This window comes from Shewanella sp. FDAARGOS_354, from assembly GCF_002209245.2.
Taxonomy (GTDB): domain Bacteria; phylum Pseudomonadota; class Gammaproteobacteria; order Enterobacterales; family Shewanellaceae; genus Shewanella; species Shewanella xiamenensis.
In genome coordinates, this window is sequence record NZ_CP022089.2 from 557,659 (window position 1) to 575,011 (window position 17,353).

12 protein-coding genes and 2 pseudogenes are annotated in these 17,353 nt (G+C 45.7%); 7 read left to right on the forward strand and 7 right to left on the reverse strand.

Annotated elements, in window-relative coordinates; translation table 11 throughout:
• Window positions 1-169 precede the first annotated feature (169 nt).
• The 4 genes and pseudogenes from CEQ32_RS02610 to CEQ32_RS02625 form a co-directional block, all read left to right on the forward strand.
• Window positions 170-655 (forward strand): annotated as a pseudogene (locus tag CEQ32_RS02610) (TonB-dependent receptor plug domain-containing protein); the annotation flags it as partial.
• 78 nt (window positions 656-733) lie between these two features.
• Window positions 734-1,855, forward strand: coding sequence for an ISAs1 family transposase (locus CEQ32_RS02615; RefSeq protein ID WP_088585462.1), 1,122 nt, complete (start codon window positions 734-736; stop codon window positions 1,853-1,855).
• A 21-nt stretch (window positions 1,856-1,876) separates the two neighbouring features.
• Window positions 1,877-3,646: pseudogene (locus CEQ32_RS02620) on the forward strand (TonB-dependent siderophore receptor); the annotation flags it as partial.
• 264 nt (window positions 3,647-3,910) lie between these two features.
• Window positions 3,911-4,918, forward strand: coding sequence for a patatin family protein (locus CEQ32_RS02625; RefSeq protein ID WP_088585463.1), 1,008 nt, complete (start codon window positions 3,911-3,913; stop codon window positions 4,916-4,918).
• A 150-nt stretch (window positions 4,919-5,068) separates the two neighbouring features.
• On the opposite strand, the gene asnB is transcribed toward CEQ32_RS02625, so the two are convergent.
• From asnB to purM, 5 genes are all read right to left on the reverse strand, one after another.
• Window positions 5,069-6,733: an asparagine synthase B gene (gene asnB / locus CEQ32_RS02630; protein WP_037427511.1), complete on the reverse strand. Its 1,665-nt coding sequence runs from the start codon at window positions 6,731-6,733 to the stop codon at window positions 5,069-5,071.
• Between the two features lie 482 nt (window positions 6,734-7,215).
• Window positions 7,216-8,889, reverse strand: a complete 1,674-nt coding sequence (locus tag CEQ32_RS02635) for a M28 family metallopeptidase (RefSeq protein WP_088585464.1) — start codon at window positions 8,887-8,889, stop codon at window positions 7,216-7,218.
• Between the two features lie 185 nt (window positions 8,890-9,074).
• Window positions 9,075-9,821 carry an HAD-IIA family hydrolase gene (locus CEQ32_RS02640; RefSeq protein WP_088585465.1) on the reverse strand — a complete coding sequence of 249 codons (747 nt, stop codon included), beginning with the start codon at window positions 9,819-9,821 and terminating at the stop codon, window positions 9,075-9,077.
• Window positions 9,822-9,960: 139 nt separating this feature from the next.
• Window positions 9,961-10,605 (reverse strand): phosphoribosylglycinamide formyltransferase, encoded by a 645-nt coding sequence (gene purN / locus CEQ32_RS02645; protein WP_037427506.1) that lies wholly within the window; start codon window positions 10,603-10,605, stop codon window positions 9,961-9,963.
• Window positions 10,605-11,642, reverse strand: a complete 1,038-nt coding sequence (purM, locus tag CEQ32_RS02650) for a phosphoribosylformylglycinamidine cyclo-ligase (protein WP_088585466.1) — start codon at window positions 11,640-11,642, stop codon at window positions 10,605-10,607. Before purM ends, purN begins: the two co-directional genes overlap by 1 nt.
• A gap of 327 nt (window positions 11,643-11,969) precedes the next feature.
• On the opposite strand from purM, the gene upp reads away from it, so the two are divergent.
• On the forward strand, window positions 11,970-12,596 hold the full coding sequence (upp, locus tag CEQ32_RS02655) for a uracil phosphoribosyltransferase (protein ID WP_023267861.1): 627 nt from the start codon (window positions 11,970-11,972) through the stop codon (window positions 12,594-12,596).
• A 187-nt stretch (window positions 12,597-12,783) separates the two neighbouring features.
• Window positions 12,784-14,190 (forward strand): GGDEF domain-containing protein, encoded by a 1,407-nt coding sequence (locus CEQ32_RS02660; RefSeq protein WP_192959146.1) that lies wholly within the window; start codon window positions 12,784-12,786, stop codon window positions 14,188-14,190.
• Window positions 14,191-14,278: 88 nt separating this feature from the next.
• Here the strand turns inward: CEQ32_RS02660 and CEQ32_RS02665 are convergent, their stop codons facing one another.
• On the reverse strand, window positions 14,279-15,598 hold the full coding sequence (locus tag CEQ32_RS02665; protein WP_122040730.1) for a Na+/H+ antiporter family protein: 1,320 nt from the start codon (window positions 15,596-15,598) through the stop codon (window positions 14,279-14,281).
• 368 nt (window positions 15,599-15,966) lie between these two features.
• Here CEQ32_RS02665 and CEQ32_RS02670 point away from each other — a divergent pair, with 368 nt between their 5' ends.
• Complete coding sequence (locus tag CEQ32_RS02670; RefSeq protein WP_011623136.1) at window positions 15,967-16,572, forward strand: peroxiredoxin; 606 nt, start codon at window positions 15,967-15,969, stop codon at window positions 16,570-16,572.
• A gap of 75 nt (window positions 16,573-16,647) precedes the next feature.
• Here the strand turns inward: CEQ32_RS02670 and rnt are convergent, their stop codons facing one another.
• On the reverse strand, window positions 16,648-17,316 hold the full coding sequence (gene rnt / locus CEQ32_RS02675) for a ribonuclease T (RefSeq protein WP_088585468.1): 669 nt from the start codon (window positions 17,314-17,316) through the stop codon (window positions 16,648-16,650).
• Between the last annotated feature and the right edge of the window lie 37 nt (window positions 17,317-17,353).

Consider the following 17,353-nt stretch of genomic DNA (forward strand, 5'->3'; position numbering starts at 1 on the left):
TGCCGCTATATCCACACATAACGAGTAGACTCTCTTTACAATTGTTACAAATCCTGACCGATGTAAATTTAAATGAGAATTATTGTCATCTAACAATCAAACTTTATAATGACGGCACATTTTAGATGACATGGGTAAACCATAGGTTTGCTCAAGGTTGGGGGACTTTGTGAAATCACGTTTTGCCTATTCAATACTAACGCTTGCCCTGATGCCGCATTTGGTCTTTGCGGTTGCGCCTAACGCTCAAGAGAGTAAACCCGAGCAAGAAAGTGCTTCAACGGCACAAGCCGATATACAAACCAACACACAGGCCGAAGCGCAAGCCAGCACACAAGCTGAGACTAAGGCGCCAGAGCGAATTGTCGTGCGTGGTCGCGCCATGCAAATGTATGTTGATAAAGAGACTGAAATCGGCACTAAAACGGCAATCAATGTGATGGAATTGCCGCAGTCTGTACAAGTGCTGACCGAGCAACTGATTGACGATCAAGCCGCTCGTAACATCACTGACTTATACCGCTCCATTGCCGGTGTGAGTGAATTTAGCTATTCCGGCGTGACCTTTCGTGGCTTTCGCGATGATGCAAACGTGTTTTACGATGGTGTACGTGGCGACCCGTATTCGGGATTTTCGCAGGGTGAGATCGCGAACACTTTTTAACCAAATTCATGATCGATTTGACGATCACATTTAGCTGTGATCATATACTCCCTTTTTAGGGAGAGCACCATGCACATTGACCACTTCAAAGAACATTTTCAAACGATTATCGACCAACGCCAAGGTGCAAAGGTCACATATTGCCTGTTTGAAGTCCTTTTTGGCTCGCTATGTGCGGTGATTGCAGGCGCGAAAGGCTGGTTTGATATTCGTGAATACATTCTCGGTCATCATGATTGGTTTAAGCGTAATGGCCTCTTTGTGAACGGCATTCCTGTTGATGACACTATTGCTCGCATAATATCGACGATTGAACCAGAGTCGTTTCATGAGTGCTTCATCAACTGGATGTCGTCAGTACATACTCTTACCCAAGGTCAAGTCGTTGCGATCGACGGAAAAACACTTCGAGGCTCATACAATCGCGAAGATAGGTCGAGCACTATCCATATGATCAGTGCTTATGCATCATCAAACAAACTTGTGTTGGGACAGTTAAAAACTGAGCAAAAGAGTAATGAAATAACGGCCATTCCTGAGCTGATAAAGATGCTTGATATCAGGGGAGCCCTAGTCACCATTGATGCAATGGCTTGTCAGACTAGTATAGCCAAAGCCATTGTAGAGCAAGGTGGTGATTACTTGCTTGCAGTAAAGAGCAATCAAGGAAAACTCCGACAAGCGATGGAAAAAGCATTCTCATCTCAGCGAGCCAATGTGGCAGACACTGTCAACCTTGAACAGGGGCATGGACGTATAGAGTCTCGCCAATGCTATGTTTTGGCCAGTACCAACCTTGATGGTGACTTCTCTCGCTGGAAAGGGTTGAAGAACATTATCATGGTTGAAAACTTCCGCTTTGAGAAAGGCAAATCTGTCGAGCTAGAGTACCGTTATTACATCAGTTCCAAAGCGCTTAGTGCAGAGCAAGCTGCGGTAGCAGTCAGAGACCACTGGGGCATAGAGTCAATGCACTGGGTGCTTGATGTCACCATGAATGAAGATGCGTGCCAGATATATAAAGGTCATGGTGCAGAAAATCTGTCTTGCTTACGCCATATGAGTTTGAATATGCTTCGAGCAGAGCCAACCAAGCTAAGCATTGTTGGTAAACAAAAGCGATGCATGATGAGCACAACCATGCTAGAGGAGGTATTAAGCGCTGGTTTTAGTCATGTGGTTAAAATGTAGACACTCATGCGGTCGCCCTGGGGATTTTCGGTGCCACAACTGTTCAATGTACAGCGGGTTGAAGTATTAAAAGGCCCTGCATCGGCACTCTATGGCGGCGGTGAACCCGGCGGAATGATTAACTATGTGACGAAGAAACCGACCTTTGTCGAGCGTAAAGAGCTCACCTTAAGCACGGGTAGTTACGATATGATGGGCGGCTCGCTGGATTTCACTGGCGGTTTAACTGAGGATTTAGCCTATCGATTGGGGGGCTACTATCAGCAGGAAGATAGCTTTCGTAACAATGCCGATAGCTTAAATGCCGAAGTGGCAGGTGGTTTACTCTATGAAATCAGTGAAGATACCAAGGTCACCACCACCTTCGATCTGATAAGGCAGGATTTGGGTGGCAATCGACTCCGTGGTGTACCCGTGGATGATGCGGGTAATTTCCTTGTCGATCCTTCCTACAATGCCAACGAGAAAAGCGATTTCCAGAAAATGGATGCCTTGGTGCTGCAAGCGATTCTCGATCATCAATTTAGTGATGATTTTTCGGTAAAAACTCAAATTCGTTACCTGAATAATGAATCCGATCAGCAATATCACGAATCCCGTGGTTGGGTCGATGTGAATGGTGATGGCAAGGCAAACAGCGCAGATGGTACGATCAAACGTGAATATCGTGTCCAATCCCGTGCCAATGACGAAATCAGTTTAACCAATGATTTTGTCTATCGTTTTAATGCCTTAGGTTTTGAGCATGAGTTCCTGTTTGGTGGTGATTATCACTACGTCGAAACCGAATACCATTACAAGTTGGCGACCAGTAAGGAAGGCGTGGGTAATCTGAATATCTTTGAGCTGAATTACGGTGAAACAAACCCAAGTGCTTATCAGTTAAAAGACATGGATACCGACGGTACCCGTGCCAACCGTTTTGGCCTCTATTTGCAAGAGCATCTGCATTTCAACGAGCAGTGGTCTTTAATTGCAGGTCTACGCTTTAGCCAGTTTGATGATTACGATAAAAAGACCGGATTCTCCTTTAGCGATAATGCCATTACCCCAAGGGCTGGATTGAATTATCGTCCAATCGATGCGATGTCTTTCTACTTGAACTACTCAGAGAGTTTCAATCCGGCAGCATTGTCTGATCAAGAGAGCATCAAAAGTGACGGCGCACTCGATCCCGAAACTGGTAATCAAATAGAACTTGGGATGAAAAACGAGTGGCTCGATGGCCAGTTTATGACCACGCTTGCACTCTATCGCATTGAAAAACAAAATGTGGCCCAGGCTAACCCTTTAGATACTGGGGATGACGATGGTATTCCGAATTTAGTTAATTTTGGCGAAGTACGTAGCCAAGGGGTGGAATGGACGCTGGTGGGTGATCTCACAGATAACCTTACCGTAACGGCTAACTATGCCTATAACGATACGGAAGTGATCAAGGGCGTGACCAACGACAGCCTAACCAACACCTTTGGCGACGGCAAACACTTTGCCAATGCGCCGCGCCATCAAGCAGGGCTATGGACGCGCTACGATATTCAAGCGATTGATTCCGCCATTGCTTTTGGGATGGACTATGTGGGTGAGCAATTTAGCCTCAATGGTCAAACGGTAAAACCCCATACAGTGTTTGATATGAGCTGGACGACCCAGTGGGACCAAACCCAAGTGCGCGTAAATCTGAAGAATATCTTCGATAAGGAATATGCTGTCAGCGGGTTTAGTGAGCGCAATGGCCATTTCCCCGGTGAGCCGCGCAATGTCACGCTTGAATTAACCCATAAGTTCTAACGTTAAGAAACCAAGTGCAATCTAAGCCAGCGTGACGATTCGCGGGCGTAGATTGCATATGCAACGCATTGTATCTACAAGCAACTTTACCTATAGCTTTTAACTATGTATGCGAGTATTGCATCGTTGCTAAAGTGCTTTAATTCACGCAAAACGCTTCTTATATTTATTTATCGATTACAACAATAGATTCTATCCGTTTTTTACTATGACTTTCTTTGTTTAGACTGGGCTTATCTATTCTCCATTGCGATAAGGTCAGTTATGCCGCCGATTAACCATTTATCCTCAGCTTCTCAATCTGTTACCGCGCCTAAAGTGGCGTTAATTGCAGAGGGTGGTGGTCAGCGCGGTATTTTTACCGCAGGCGTACTCGATGCTTGGCTTGATGCGGAGTTCGACCCTTTCGATTTATTGATTGGTACCTCCGCTGGCTCGCAAAACTTGACGAGTTTCTTAGCTAGGCAAAAGGGATACGCTAAAAAACTTATCCGTGGCTTAACGCGTCATAAACGCTTCTATCAATTAGGACGAGGTCTGATTGGCGCCAATGTGATCGATCTCGACTGGTATTTTGACCAGATTCAACGTGGCAGCTTTAAGCTAGATTTAGCCGCGGCGAGTCAATCCCTCCGTGGGCGAGAACTTCTTATCACCACCACGCGAGTCAGCGATCGCCAAGGGTATTTCTTGAGCCCAACCAACCACGAACACTGGCGTGAACTACTTAAAGCCTCTAGCGCATTGCCTTTTTTATATAAACAAGGGGTGAAGTTAACACCTTGGTTAGCGATTGAATCTGCTAATCATGCCGAAGTTATGGCTGAGCCAGAGCAGGATTTTTATCTCGATGGTGGTTTAGCTGCGCCGCTACCTGTGCGTGAGGCGTATCGACGCGGCGCCCGTAAAATTGTGGTGGTCAGAACGGTGAATGAGGATTTTCAAGCCCAATCCGCTTGGGTACATAAACTCAAGTCGTGGATCTGCGTCTCAGGTTTTTGCCCTAAGACCATTGATTACTTAGTGCAGCATGAAGAGGCCTATCAGGCCGAGCTAGACTTTATTGCCAATCCTCCCGATGATGTTGAAATTGTGCAGATTTTTGCTAAGTCACCATTACAGAGTAAGCTGTTAGGTAGCACAGATACGGATTTACGGATTGATTACCTGCAAGGAATAAAGGCGGGAAAGGCGTTTCTTGCTGGGTTCTCTTGGCAAATCTCTAAGGCTAACGATGTGACGCCAGTTTTACCATTGGCAATATCGGTCTAGGTCATTGGTTCGCTTCTTCTTGAATCACTCAAGGTATTATTGCTCGGCCGTATTTTAGCTTGCTTGGCAAAGCTAAATGAATGGGGCAAAGCGTTAAAGGTAATAAAGCCACCCGAGGGTGGCTTTATTATTAGGATGGGATATCAGTGGTTAATAACTGGCAGCATGCACTGAGCGCACGGCGCGGCCTGATGGGTCGATAATACCCCGTAAACTTTCATCCCATGCCAGCGCTTCTGGGGTAGAGCAGGCGACCGACTTGCCACCAGGAACCGTTTCGGCAGCACTTGGCAATGGATAATGCTCTTCAAAGAAACAGCGATAGAAGTAAGCCTCTTTGGTTTCTGGCGTGTTATACGGGAAGCGGAACTTCGCGTTGGCCAGTTGCAAATCGTCGACCTGTTCTGCGGCATGGGCCTTCAAACCATCAATCCAAGAGTAGCCTACGCCATCGCTGAATTGTTCCTTTTGGCGCCAGGCGACTTCTTTAGGTAATTTATGCTCAAAGGCTTGGCGCAGAATGTGTTTCTCAATCCGGCCATCCTTAGACATTTTTGCCTCAGGGTTAATGCGCATTGCCACATCCATAAATTCCTTATCGAGGAAAGGCACACGGGCTTCCAATCCCCACGCCGCCATGGCTTTGTTGGCGCGTAGACAATCGAACAGATGCAGTTTATCCAGTTTACGCACGAGTTCCTCATGGAAGGCCTGCGCGTTTGGCGCCTTATGGAAGTATAAGTAACCGCCAAAGAGTTCATCGGCACCTTCACCCGATAACACCATTTTGATCCCCATCGCCTTGATTTTACGCGCCATCAGATACATGGGTGTGGCAGCACGAATGGTGGTCACATCATAGGTTTCTAAGTGGTAGATGACTTCTTTAATCGCATCTAAACCCTCTTGGAAGGTAAAGTTGATCTCATGGTGAATCGTTCCAATGGCATCGGCAACTTTTTTGGCCGCGATTAAATCCGGAGCGCCTTTTAAACCGACAGCAAAGGAGTGTAGCTGCGGCCACCAAGCGCCCGTTTCACCGTCATCTTCGATGCGACGTTTAGCAAATGTCTGGGTGATAGCCGAGATAACTGATGAGTCTAAACCGCCAGAGAGTAATACCCCGTAAGGTACATCGGACATCAATTGACGTTTTACCGCGGCTTCTAGAGCTTCACGCAATTCTTCTTGGCTGGCGCCGTTATCTTTAACTGCATCATACTGTTGCCAATCGCGGGTGTAGTATTTCACTGCCGCAGCATCGCTTGAGTATAAGTATTGGCCCGGCTGGAATTCTTCCACCGTTTTACACACTGGCATCAGTGCTTTCATTTCGGAGGCGACATAGAAGTTACCTGCCGCATCTCGACCCGTGTAGAGCGGAATGATACCCATATGATCGCGGCCAATAAGATAAGCGTCTTTGGCTTTGTCGTAGAGTACGAAGGCGAAAATACCGTTTAATTTATCAAGAAATTCAGTACCATATTCCTGATACAACGCTAGAATGACTTCGCAATCTGAATTGGTTTGATAGCTGTATTTATCGCCGAGTTGGGCTTTGAGTTCTTTGTGGTTATAGATTTCACCGTTGACCGCGAGGATAAGGCTGCCGTCTTCGGTTAACAGTGGCTGCGCACCGTGTTCAATATCGACAATCGCCAAGCGCTCATGTGCCAAAATCGCTTTATCGCTGGCGTAAATGCCTGACCAATCTGGGCCTCGATGGCGCATCAGTTTGGACATTTCCAGTGCCACTTGGCGTAGCTCTTTCGCATCGGATTGAATATCTAAAATTGAAAAAATCGAACACATAATCCCACTCCTAAACCACTGTATTTCATTTGAGGATGTCTCAATTGAGTATCAATGTGCCAGCGATTTGGGATTTTGCCAAATTTTATTTTTGATGATTTATTCGTTATTAGGTGTTTTGGGTGAGTTTGATCTATCTTTTAAATGGTTTTAATTGAAGTTTATTTAACTATTCCAGCTTTTTTATAAACAAAGTGTTTTTTGGTGTTGATTACAAGGCGGGATATTGGCAAATACATAATGTTCACTCAAGAAAATCCGTTTTTGGCAAAATCATGATAAATGTGAGCAAGATAGTGATCTAAGTGTAAATGTTGCTGGTTTTATGAACGGCTTATCGGCAGTCATTGCCCGTGTTGCTACAGTCAAGGTCAACAGTGAGCGTAAAGTGGGGCGGCTCATAAAATACTCATAACATAATAAGGCACCCTTCAAGGTGCCTTATTAGATTTTTTAGCGATTAATCCCTTTGCTCAAGCCGCTTACTTTGCGGTCGTGGCAAGTTCTGTTTTGGCAGGACGCAGGCTGTTAAACTCAGTACCTTGATAGTAGCCTGGCCAATCTTGGCTGTTGCCTAAGCTGCGAGTCACTTGATAGTAAATTTCCAGATCTTGAATCGCACCACTCAAATCCCAGTCTTCATGATATTCATCGCAGACATTGTGATAGCAGCCCTTCATGGTCGCCTGCATTTGGGTCTTATAGTCCGAGGTTGCTGCATCGATTGGCTCACTACCGCCACCGGCAAAGACCGCAGGAACGCCAAGTTTGGCGAAGCTGAAGTGGTCAGAGCGGAAGAAACCGCCCGATGCAGGATTCTTTTCACCCAAAGCAATGCGGTTTTGCTGTTTGGCGGCATCGATTAAGTAGTTTTCAAGCTCGGACTTGCCTTTACCGACGATAGTGAAATCCTTGGTTTTTCCATAGATATTGGTGCTATCTAGGTTTAGCACTGCCACGGTTTTATCAATGGGGTAGATAGGATTAGCGGCATAATAACGTGAGCCAAGCAACCCTTGTTCTTCGCCCGTTGTGGCGATAAAGGTCACCGAGCGAGCTAAGCCGTGGCCCTGTTTAGCGTTATCGGCGAGTTGTCTGGCGATTTCTAAAATGCCCGCAATGCCCGATGCGTTGTCCATGGCACCGTTGTAAATTTTATCGCCTTCTTTACTGTCATCTTTGCCAATATGGTCCCAGTGGCCAGTAAACAGGATTTGCTCATCTACTTGCTTGGTGCCAGGAAGGGTGGCGACGACGTTATAGCTGTTGGCGTATTCCGCTTTGTTTTTAAAGGCGATGCTGGCCGTTTGCTCTAGGGATAAGCTAATTGGGCTATCGGCAGCGCGAGCCATGAGAGTAGGAAGTGATAGGCCAGCCTTTTCAAACAGTTTTGTGGCGGTATCTAAGGTTAACCAACCTTCAACTTGGACGCGGCTATCCTGCTCAGCTTTGCTGTGCACTAAATCCTGTTGTGGCCCCGTCCAACTGTTTTCGACGACAGACCAAGGATAAGATGCAGGCTCAGTATCGTGGATCAGCAGCGCGCCGAGTGCGCCTTGGCGGCTAGCTTCTTCAAATTTATAACTCCAGCGGCCGTAGTAGGTCATCGCTTTGCCATTAAATTTGCCTGAGTCTGGGCGGACAAAACCGGGATCGTTCACTAAGATGACTGCGATTTTACCTTTCATATCCACATCTTGGTAATCGTTCCAGCCATATTCAGGTGCATTAACACCGTAGCCAACAAATACCAATGGCGCGTTTTCAATGTTAATACCACCGTTATCATGGCGACTACTGAGCACCAGATCTTGACGGTATTTAAGGGGTAATCCTGCTAGCGTGACTTGCTGTGCTTCATCGGCGGTATAGCTCACCATAGGCACAGGTTGTAAAAAGCTACCTTGGTAAGCACCTTTAAGTCCCATCTCTGCAAAGGCCTTGGATAAATAATCCAAGGTGAGTTTTTCACCCTGAGTGGTTGGGGCGCGGCCTTCAAACTCATCGGAAGACAGGTTTTTAATATCGTCTCTAAAACGTGCTTCATTCATTTGCACGGGTTTCAGTGCGGCACTACTGTTGGCATCGGGCTGGGCCGAGTTGGGGCTACAGGCACTGAGCAAGGCTAGTGCGCAAAACGGATACAAACGTCGCATAGGTTGATCCTACTGTTATTTTTAGGGCGTGTTTAACGCGAATATCAAAGGGGGATGTCGTGCCTTATCATGAATCAAGCGACAATGGGGTACAAGGGAAGTCCAACGGCAAATATGTTACTTAATGTTAAGGTCAGTGGTGTTTCTCAGCACGCTAAGGTGCTGAGAAGCTGGCAGTTTGATGCTTAAACGACATCGATATCGCCCGCGCAGGCGAAAACATGATTTGGGCGGAAAGGTTCTTTATCGATATCTTCAAGCTTACTTACGCCGCTGGTAACCAGAATGGTCTCAAGTCCGGCTTGGAAGCCCGCCAAGATATCGGTGCGCATATTGTCGCCGATGATCACGGTATTTTCGGAGTGACCGTCAATATGATTGAGCGCCGAGCGGATAATCCATGAGCTTGGTTTACCGACGTAGAAAGGCTTTTTGCCAGTAATTCGCTCAATAGGGGAGCACAGGGCGCCGCAGGCGGGGCTGTAAGCGGGGCCGTGAGTGTCGGGATTGGTGGCGATAAAACGGGCGCCACGGGCGACGAATCCGGCAGCCTTATGGATCATATCCCAATTGTAGGAACGGGTTTCGCCAACAATCACAAAATCGGGATTAATGTCGGTAATAGTAAAACCGGCTTTATAGAGTTCATGGGTGAGGGCACCTTCACCTATCACAAAGGCTTTACTGCCCTCTTGATGTTTTAAAAAGTCGGCGGTAGCCATGGCCGAGGTATAAAAACATTCCTCCGGGATGTCTATCCCCGCTGCGCTAAGGCGGTTTTGCAGATCTTTGCCCGTTTGTACCGGATAGTTTGTGAGGATGACGAGGGGGTTGCCTTGCTCGAGAATGCGCTGGATAAATTTATCGCTGCCGGGGATCAGCTTATTGTCGTGCAGGAGTACACCATCGATATCGCAGATAATATTTTTCATCTAATAATCTCTTTTATGCCGAACAAAATCACTTTTCGTTAGCTTATCTAATGCCACATTAGTCCATAAAACAATGGTTTTGTATGTCATAGCCCAAAAAAAAGAGACCTTTAAGGTCTCTTCTTCAAATATTCAGAGATTAATCGGGTGCGTAACCATTAGGTCCGATGAGCGTGCCATCAAGATAGGCTTGGCCGTCTTGCATTTTTAGGCGTTGATGGCTAAACCATTTCACCACTAGGGGGTAAATAGCATGCTCTTGCTCGTGGACACGCGCAGCGAGCATCTCTGCGGTATCGTCTTCATAAACTGGGACTTTCGCCTGTAAAATCACCGGACCAGCATCTAGCGCTGGGGTAACAAAATGCACACTTGCGCCATGTTCTGTTTCTTTGGCATCAATGGCACGTTGGTGGGTGTGTAATCCGGTAAATTTGGGCAGCAATGAAGGGTGGATATTGATCATGCGACCTAAATAATGATTCACGAATTCATCAGTTAGAATGCGCATAAATCCAGCCAACACGATTAAATCCGGTTGGTATTGTTCAATTGCAGCCATTAACCGTGCATCGTAATCAGAGCGAGATTCACCTGTGCGAGCAATCACGCAGCTGGTATCAATTTCACTATGATGGGCACGAACTAGGCCGTAGGCATCGGGTTTATTACTGATCACTCCGACAACTTCGGCTTGCAAATTATCGTCACAACCGTCGATAACGGCTTGCAGATTACTGCCATTTCCGGAAATTAATACAACTACACGACAGCTTTGGGGCATTACAGGATCTCCACTTGCTCTTCATTACCTTCGCGAGCAGCGATAGCACCGATAAGCCATGCTTGTTCGCCTTCCGCTGCAAGCAGCGCAAGTGCGGCATCCACTTTATCGGCTGGCAGCGCAACGATCATGCCTACACCACAGTTAAAGGTGCGGTACATTTCATATTCTGCAATGTTACCGTTTTCCATTAACCAATTGAAAACAGCTGGCCATTGCCATGAATCACCTTGGATAACGGCTTTGCAGTTTTCAGGCAGTACGCGAGGAATGTTCTCCCAGAAACCGCCGCCAGTGATGTGTGCCATTGCGTGCACGTCTGATGCTTCAATCAGCTTGAGCAATGATTTAACGTAAATTTTGGTTGGTTCTAACAGATGTTGGATCAATGGCTTGCCATTGAGATCCTGTTGAGGGGCCGCTTGGCTGACTTCTAATACTTTACGAATTAATGAATAGCCATTTGAATGAGGACCACTTGAAGCTAAGGCGATCAGTGCATCACCCGCAGCCACTTTACTCCCGTCAATGATGTCGGCCTTTTCAACCACGCCCACACAGAAACCTGCGAGGTCGTAATCTTCACCTTCATACATGCCTGGCATTTCAGCGGTTTCGCCGCCGATTAACGCACAACCAGATTGGAAACAACCTTCGCCGATGCCGTTAACAACAGAAGTTGCTGTTTCAACATCGAGCTTGCCTGTTGCATAGTAATCGAGGAAAAACAATGGCTCAGCGCCTTGAACGATCAAATCGTTCACACACATGGCCACTAAGTCGATACCGACTGTGTCGTGTTTTTTGTAATCGATAGCTAAACGCAATTTAGTACCAACACCATCGGTGCCTGACACTAAAACAGGTTGCTTGTATTTAGTGGGTAATTCACACAATGCGCCAAAACCACCTAAGTTGCCCATTACCTCTGGACGACGGGTACGTTTAACAGCCGCTTTAATGTTATTTACCAGTGCATTACCAGCATCAATATCAACGCCAGCGTCTTTATAGCTCAGTGGGGTAGGAGTGCTCACGGAGGATCCTCTCGGGTACATCGTTATTGGATTTTTATGCGGCGGTATTCTATCAGCTTGTGCTAGGGGTCGAAAGTCATGATTTGGATTTATCAGTATCTCTGAAGTTTTTTTAGCTTCACAGGGGGATATTTCACATTTTCAATCTAGTGATTGGTCATAAAATAGTGTGTTAGTGGGCGTATCTTAAGCGATAAGCAATAATTCTTGCGATATTGCTCACGATTAGTCCGAATGGAAAAACTTTATGTTTTACCCAATAAACAAATCATCTAAAATCTGAAAAATTTGCCTAAGATAATTCGCGAACAATAGTAGGAGAGAAAAATGAAAGTTGTCGAGGTTAAACACCCGTTAGTGCGTCACAAAATCGGCTTAATGCGTGAAGGTGACATTAGCACTAAACGTTTCCGTGAGCTAGCCGCTGAAGTCGGCAGCTTGTTAACCTATGAAGCTACCGCAGATTTCGAAACCGAAACTGTTACGATTGAAGGCTGGAATGGTCCGGTAGATGTGGATCAGATCAAAGGCAAGAAAGTGACTGTTGTGCCTATCTTGCGTGCGGGTTTAGGCATGATGGACGGTGTACTTGAGCATATTCCAAGTGCGCGTATTTCGGTTGTGGGTATCTACCGCGACGAAGAAACCCTAGAACCTGTGCCATATTTTGAAAAGCTGGCCAGCGACATGAACGAGCGTATTGCGCTGATCGTTGACCCTATGCTGGCAACTGGTGGCTCGATGATTGCAACTATCGACCTGCTGAAAAAACGCGGTTGTACGTCAATTAAAGCCTTAGTGTTAGTTGCCGCGCCAGAAGGGCTCAAAGCCCTTGAAGCGGCTCACCCGGATGTTGAGCTGTATACTGCCGCAATCGACAGATGCTTAAACGAGAAGGGCTATATCCTGCCTGGTTTAGGTGATGCGGGCGATAAGATTTTTGGGACTAAATAATGTTCTGATGGCTTAAATGCTATCTCGATTTGACAAGGGGGCTTAGGCTCCCTTTTTGTTTTTTATGATTCCATTTTTGCCGACTCGTTCTACAGTTAACGATAAGATTAATTTTTGACAGAATGCGTTTTGCGCGGCGCAGTAGGTTTGCAATAAATCGATTTAACTCAGGTCATCATCGGGGATTATGATGGTTTCAAAACTAAGTTGGTCACTTGTTCGCCAATCTTGTTCATTGGCTACCTTGATATTTGTTGTGTTACTGCTGGTCCTTTTACCCCTGCGAATAGAGAAAGAACACCGGGCATTTGTCAAATTTGTACGGGCGAAACACGTGGTGCCAAGTTATTTAGAGTTGCTTGGTAAGAGCTTATCTTTACACGATATTATTGATTTTGATAGTGCGCTACTTACACCATTTAAGCTTGATTCCTCCCGCTTATTATTGCCTTCAGGCGGAGCCTTATCACCAGAAGAAGAGCTGATACTGCGCTATTTTGACTATTTATATTCAAATAATAAGAATCCTGTCAGAAGTGCGTTTATATATATCGGTCTATACAAAAGTAATGCGCTATATTTTGCCTCCACGATTCCTGATGAGGTGAAAAGTCGCTTAATACACGAAAATTCTTTCACCAATGAGTTTTGCCAACGGCTGCATTATTGCAGTAAGGATGCCTCTGCTGACTCCTTAGTTGATGATATTGTGCTGTCTGTTCCTTATCGTGATGAAGTAACGGGAAACATTATTCTTTCTATGGCGGCGCCCATTTCATCCTCACATGCGCCTGAGCATCTTTGGGGAGATGTGATTGCTGATACATCATTTATGGCAACGGATTTTATGCAAAGAAAAGTGTTTGAAACTCAGAACTCGGCTTATGGCACTGAGATTGTCATTAGCGGAGATAGTTTTTGGATACGGATCACGCCCAACTTTCTGTTTTATGCTATGAGTAATCACTTAGATAATCAGAGTGTTTTAACATACAAAATCAGTACGTTAAGGTTTTTTATGCAATATCTGCCTCTTTGGTTATTGCTGTCGGGCTTAACAATTATTTTCCAACTTAAATTTATGCGTCTCAAGCAGTTACGTACTGAGCGTCAGCAATTTTCTGAAGCTATGCTGTTGGATCCATTTACTAAGACCTACAATAAAAAAATCTATGAAACACTTATTTTTAAGGCTGCAACTGCGTCTCAATATGCTGTGATTTGTATTGATGGCGATAAAATAAAAACGATTAACGACACACATGGTCATCAATTAGGTGATTTGGCAATAATGCAAATTGTCGAATCGATGCGAGCCGTTTTTCGAGAAAACGACATTATTATCCGCACTGGTGGTGATGAGTTTGTAGTGATTTTAGCCAACTGTCCTATTGATAAAGCACAACAACTTGCGGATAGACTTAAAGATAACATTCGGCAGCGACATTTTTTAAATATGCTAACTGTTTCTTGCGGTGTCGCAGATTCAATGGATTGCCTATCCTTTGAGGCGGTATTTCTGGCGGCAGATAAGGCGTTATACGCGGATAAGACACAAAAAAGATCCGATGATGAAAATGATGTTTTGCGGTAACGTTCTAATACTCAATGCTTAAATCCCTATCATAAAAAAAGCGTGGCATTACCACGCTTTTGCTTATGTTTATATGTCTTTCCTACGCTTAGAGCACCATGGCGGCAATCCAACCAAATACTAACAGTGGAATATTGTAATGAATGAAGGTGGGGATCACGCTGTCGCGGATATGGTCGTGCTGACCATCGGCATTTAAACCCGATGTGGGACCCAATGTTGAGTCCGACGCTGGCGAGCCTGCATCGCCCAACGCAGCAGCAGTTCCGACTAACGCTATAGTTGCGGGTACTGAAAAGCCAAAACTTAGCCCCAAGGGCACATAAATGGTCGCAATAATCGGGATGGTCGAGAAGGATGAGCCAATACCCATAGTAATTAATAGTCCAACGACTAACATCAAAAAGGCGGCGAGGGCTTTATTGTCGCCAATCAGACTACTCAATGATGAAACCAGGGTGCCAACTTCACCAGTTTCTTTCACTACTGCGGCAAAACCTGCGGCGGAGATCATGATAAAACCGATATTGGCCATCATGCGCACGCCCTGAGTAAAGATATCTTGGTCAGCAACGTGTTTTAGTGCGCCAGAGAAACTAAAGATCATAAAGCCGACTAAAGCGCCGAAGATCATCGAATCCGTCTCAAGCTGCACAAATAAAGTTGCAAGAATTGCTACCGCTGCGATAGCGATATTGCGCTTATTGAGCGTCTCTTCAGGCTCGGCACTGAGCACTTTAGTTTCATCGTATACCCTCGGCTTGCGATAGCTAACAAATACTGCGATCAATAAACCGACCACCATGCCCGCTGCGGGGATCAACATGGCTGGGGGGATTTGGTCACGCACAGCGACTAAGCCGTTGCTGGTGAGGTTTGACAGTAAAATATCATTTAAGAAAATACCACCAAAGCCCACGGGTAAAATCATGTAGGTGGTCACAAGACCAAAGGTCAATACGCAGGCGACTAGACGGCGGTCGATATGCAGTTTGGTCATCACATGCAGCAGTGGCGGCACGAGTATCGGAATAAAGGCGATATGGATCGGCAGGATATTTTGCGAGGCCATCGACATCACGAGCAGGGATAACAGCAGTAACCAGCGCACCCAATTAGTGTTGGTCGGATTAGGTTCTTGGCCAAGGCTTTTAATGATCGAGTTGGAGATCAGCGTCGTCAAGCCTGAATGGGATAATGCTACGGCAAATGCACCCAATAAGGCATAACTCAGGGCGATTTGTGCGCCGCCACCTAATCCTGTATTGAAGGCATCAATCGTTTGATGCAGATCCATTCCCCCTACTAAACCAGCAACGAGGGCGCTGATGGTGAGCGCGACCACTACATTCACCCTCGCCAAACTAAGGGCTAACATTAAACACACAGCAATGACGACTGCATTCATAGACAAATTCTTAATTCTGTAAACCAAAAGGGTTATTTTCGACTGCTAAGGCCGTGTCTGTCCAGTTTACCGAGCCTTAATCTGAAAAATATCTGAAAATGTGAATCCAGAGGGCTTTTAGTGTTAGATGAATGTGGGCTAAAGCGCTTATCAATGGCACAGATTGCTCTATCCTTAAGCAGTAACGTCAAAATGCCCTTGAAAAATGTGATATTGGTCTTAAATAGGTTGTAAGGCAAAACGCACGACTTATAATGCCTAAAGATTTGATTGGTAAGCGCTCTCAAATACACTCGCACAAATGTGCAAGCGTGTTTAAGGGATGTTTTACTTTTATAGTTAGTTCAACTCATAGATGGAGATATAAAATGAGCGTATTAGTAGGCCGTCCGGCTCCTGATTTTACTGCAGCAGCTGTATTAGGTTCTGGCGAAATCGTAGATAGCTTTAACTTAACTGCAGCCATCAAAGGCAAGCCTGCAGTGGTATTTTTCTATCCACTTGACTTCACTTTCGTTTGTCCATCAGAGTTGATCGCTTTTGATCACCGCATGGAAGAGTTCACTAAGCGTGGTGTTGAAGTGATCGGTGTGTCTATCGATTCTCAATTCACTCACAACGCATGGCGTAACACCCCAGTAGAAAAAGGTGGTATTGGCCAAGTGAAATACACTTTAGTTGCTGACGTTAAACACGACATCTGTAAAGCATACGATGTTGAGCACCCAGAAGCTGGCGTGGCTTTCCGTGGTTCATTCCTGATCGACAAAGAAGGTATGGTACGTCACCAAGTGGTTAACGATCTGCCATTAGGCCGTAACGTTGACGAAATGCTGCGTATGATCGACGCACTGCAATTCCACGAAGAGCACGGTGATGTTTGCCCAGCAGGTTGGGAAAAAGGCGACAAAGGTATGAACGCAAGCACTGAAGGTGTTGCGGCTTACTTAGCTGAAAACGCAAGCTCTCTGTAATTTGTAAACCTTTAGTTAGGTAAAAAGAAAGCTGCCTTTTGGCAGCTTTCTTGTTTTAGGCAATTGTTGGTAAAGCTATGCTTCGCTATCCGAATCATCAGGTCCGTTGGTGGCTAAGAGTGGCCAGCCACCTAAAGATTTCCAGCGGTTGACGATATAACAAAAGAGTTCAGCAGTGCGCTCGGTATCGTAGAGTGCAGAATGGGCTTCTTTATTGTCAAAAGGGATGCCTGCCATAATACAGGCTTTTGCTAATACCGTATGGCCAATCGCTAATCCTGCCAACGTCGCGGTATCAAAAGTGGCAAACGGATGGAATGGAGAGCGTTTTAAGTCACAACGTTCAATAGCCTTACTCACAAAGCCATGATCGAAGGCCGCATTGTGCGCCACAATAATACTACGGTGACAATCAGATGCCTTTTGGGCTTTTTTAACGGCTTTAAATATTTCTAAAAAGGCTTCTTTTTCGCTGACCGCACCGCGTAATGGATTGGTGGGATCGATACCATTAAAAGCCAGCGCCTCGGGTTCTAAATTTGCACCCTCAAAGGGCTCAATGTTGAAATGCAGGGTTTTATCAATCCCGAGCACACCTTCATCATCCATTTTCAGTAGCGTGACGGCTATTTCCAGCAACGCATCGGTTTGAGAGTTGAAGCCCGCGGTTTCGACATCTATCACTACCGGAAAGTAGCCACGAAATCGGTGTTTCAATTTGTTTGCGTCGCAAATATCGCTCATTAAAGTACCCAAGAAAAATCACAGGGCGCTATTATGC

What these genes read in the sequence shown, in the direction of transcription:
- CEQ32_RS02665 (WP_122040730.1), bottom strand. Translation starts at nt 15,598, where the DNA reads ATGAATGCAGTCGTCATTGCTGTGTGTTTAATGTTAGCCCTTAGTTTG.
- CEQ32_RS02635 (WP_088585464.1), bottom strand. Translation starts at nt 8,889, where the DNA reads ATGCGACGTTTGTATCCGTTTTGCGCACTAGCCTTGCTCAGTGCCTGT.
- purN (WP_037427506.1), bottom strand. Translation starts at nt 10,605, where the DNA reads ATGCCCCAAAGCTGTCGTGTAGTTGTATTAATTTCCGGAAATGGCAGT.
- CEQ32_RS02625 (WP_088585463.1), top strand. Translation starts at nt 3,911, where the DNA reads ATGCCGCCGATTAACCATTTATCCTCAGCTTCTCAATCTGTTACCGCG.
- rnt (WP_088585468.1), bottom strand. Translation starts at nt 17,316, where the DNA reads ATGAGCGATATTTGCGACGCAAACAAATTGAAACACCGATTTCGTGGC.
- CEQ32_RS02660 (WP_192959146.1), top strand. Translation starts at nt 12,784, where the DNA reads ATGATGGTTTCAAAACTAAGTTGGTCACTTGTTCGCCAATCTTGTTCA.
- upp (WP_023267861.1), top strand. Translation starts at nt 11,970, where the DNA reads ATGAAAGTTGTCGAGGTTAAACACCCGTTAGTGCGTCACAAAATCGGC.
- CEQ32_RS02670 (WP_011623136.1), top strand. Translation starts at nt 15,967, where the DNA reads ATGAGCGTATTAGTAGGCCGTCCGGCTCCTGATTTTACTGCAGCAGCT.
- asnB (WP_037427511.1), bottom strand. Translation starts at nt 6,733, where the DNA reads ATGTGTTCGATTTTTTCAATTTTAGATATTCAATCCGATGCGAAAGAG.
- CEQ32_RS02640 (WP_088585465.1), bottom strand. Translation starts at nt 9,821, where the DNA reads ATGAAAAATATTATCTGCGATATCGATGGTGTACTCCTGCACGACAAT.
- CEQ32_RS02615 (WP_088585462.1), top strand. Translation starts at nt 734, where the DNA reads ATGCACATTGACCACTTCAAAGAACATTTTCAAACGATTATCGACCAA.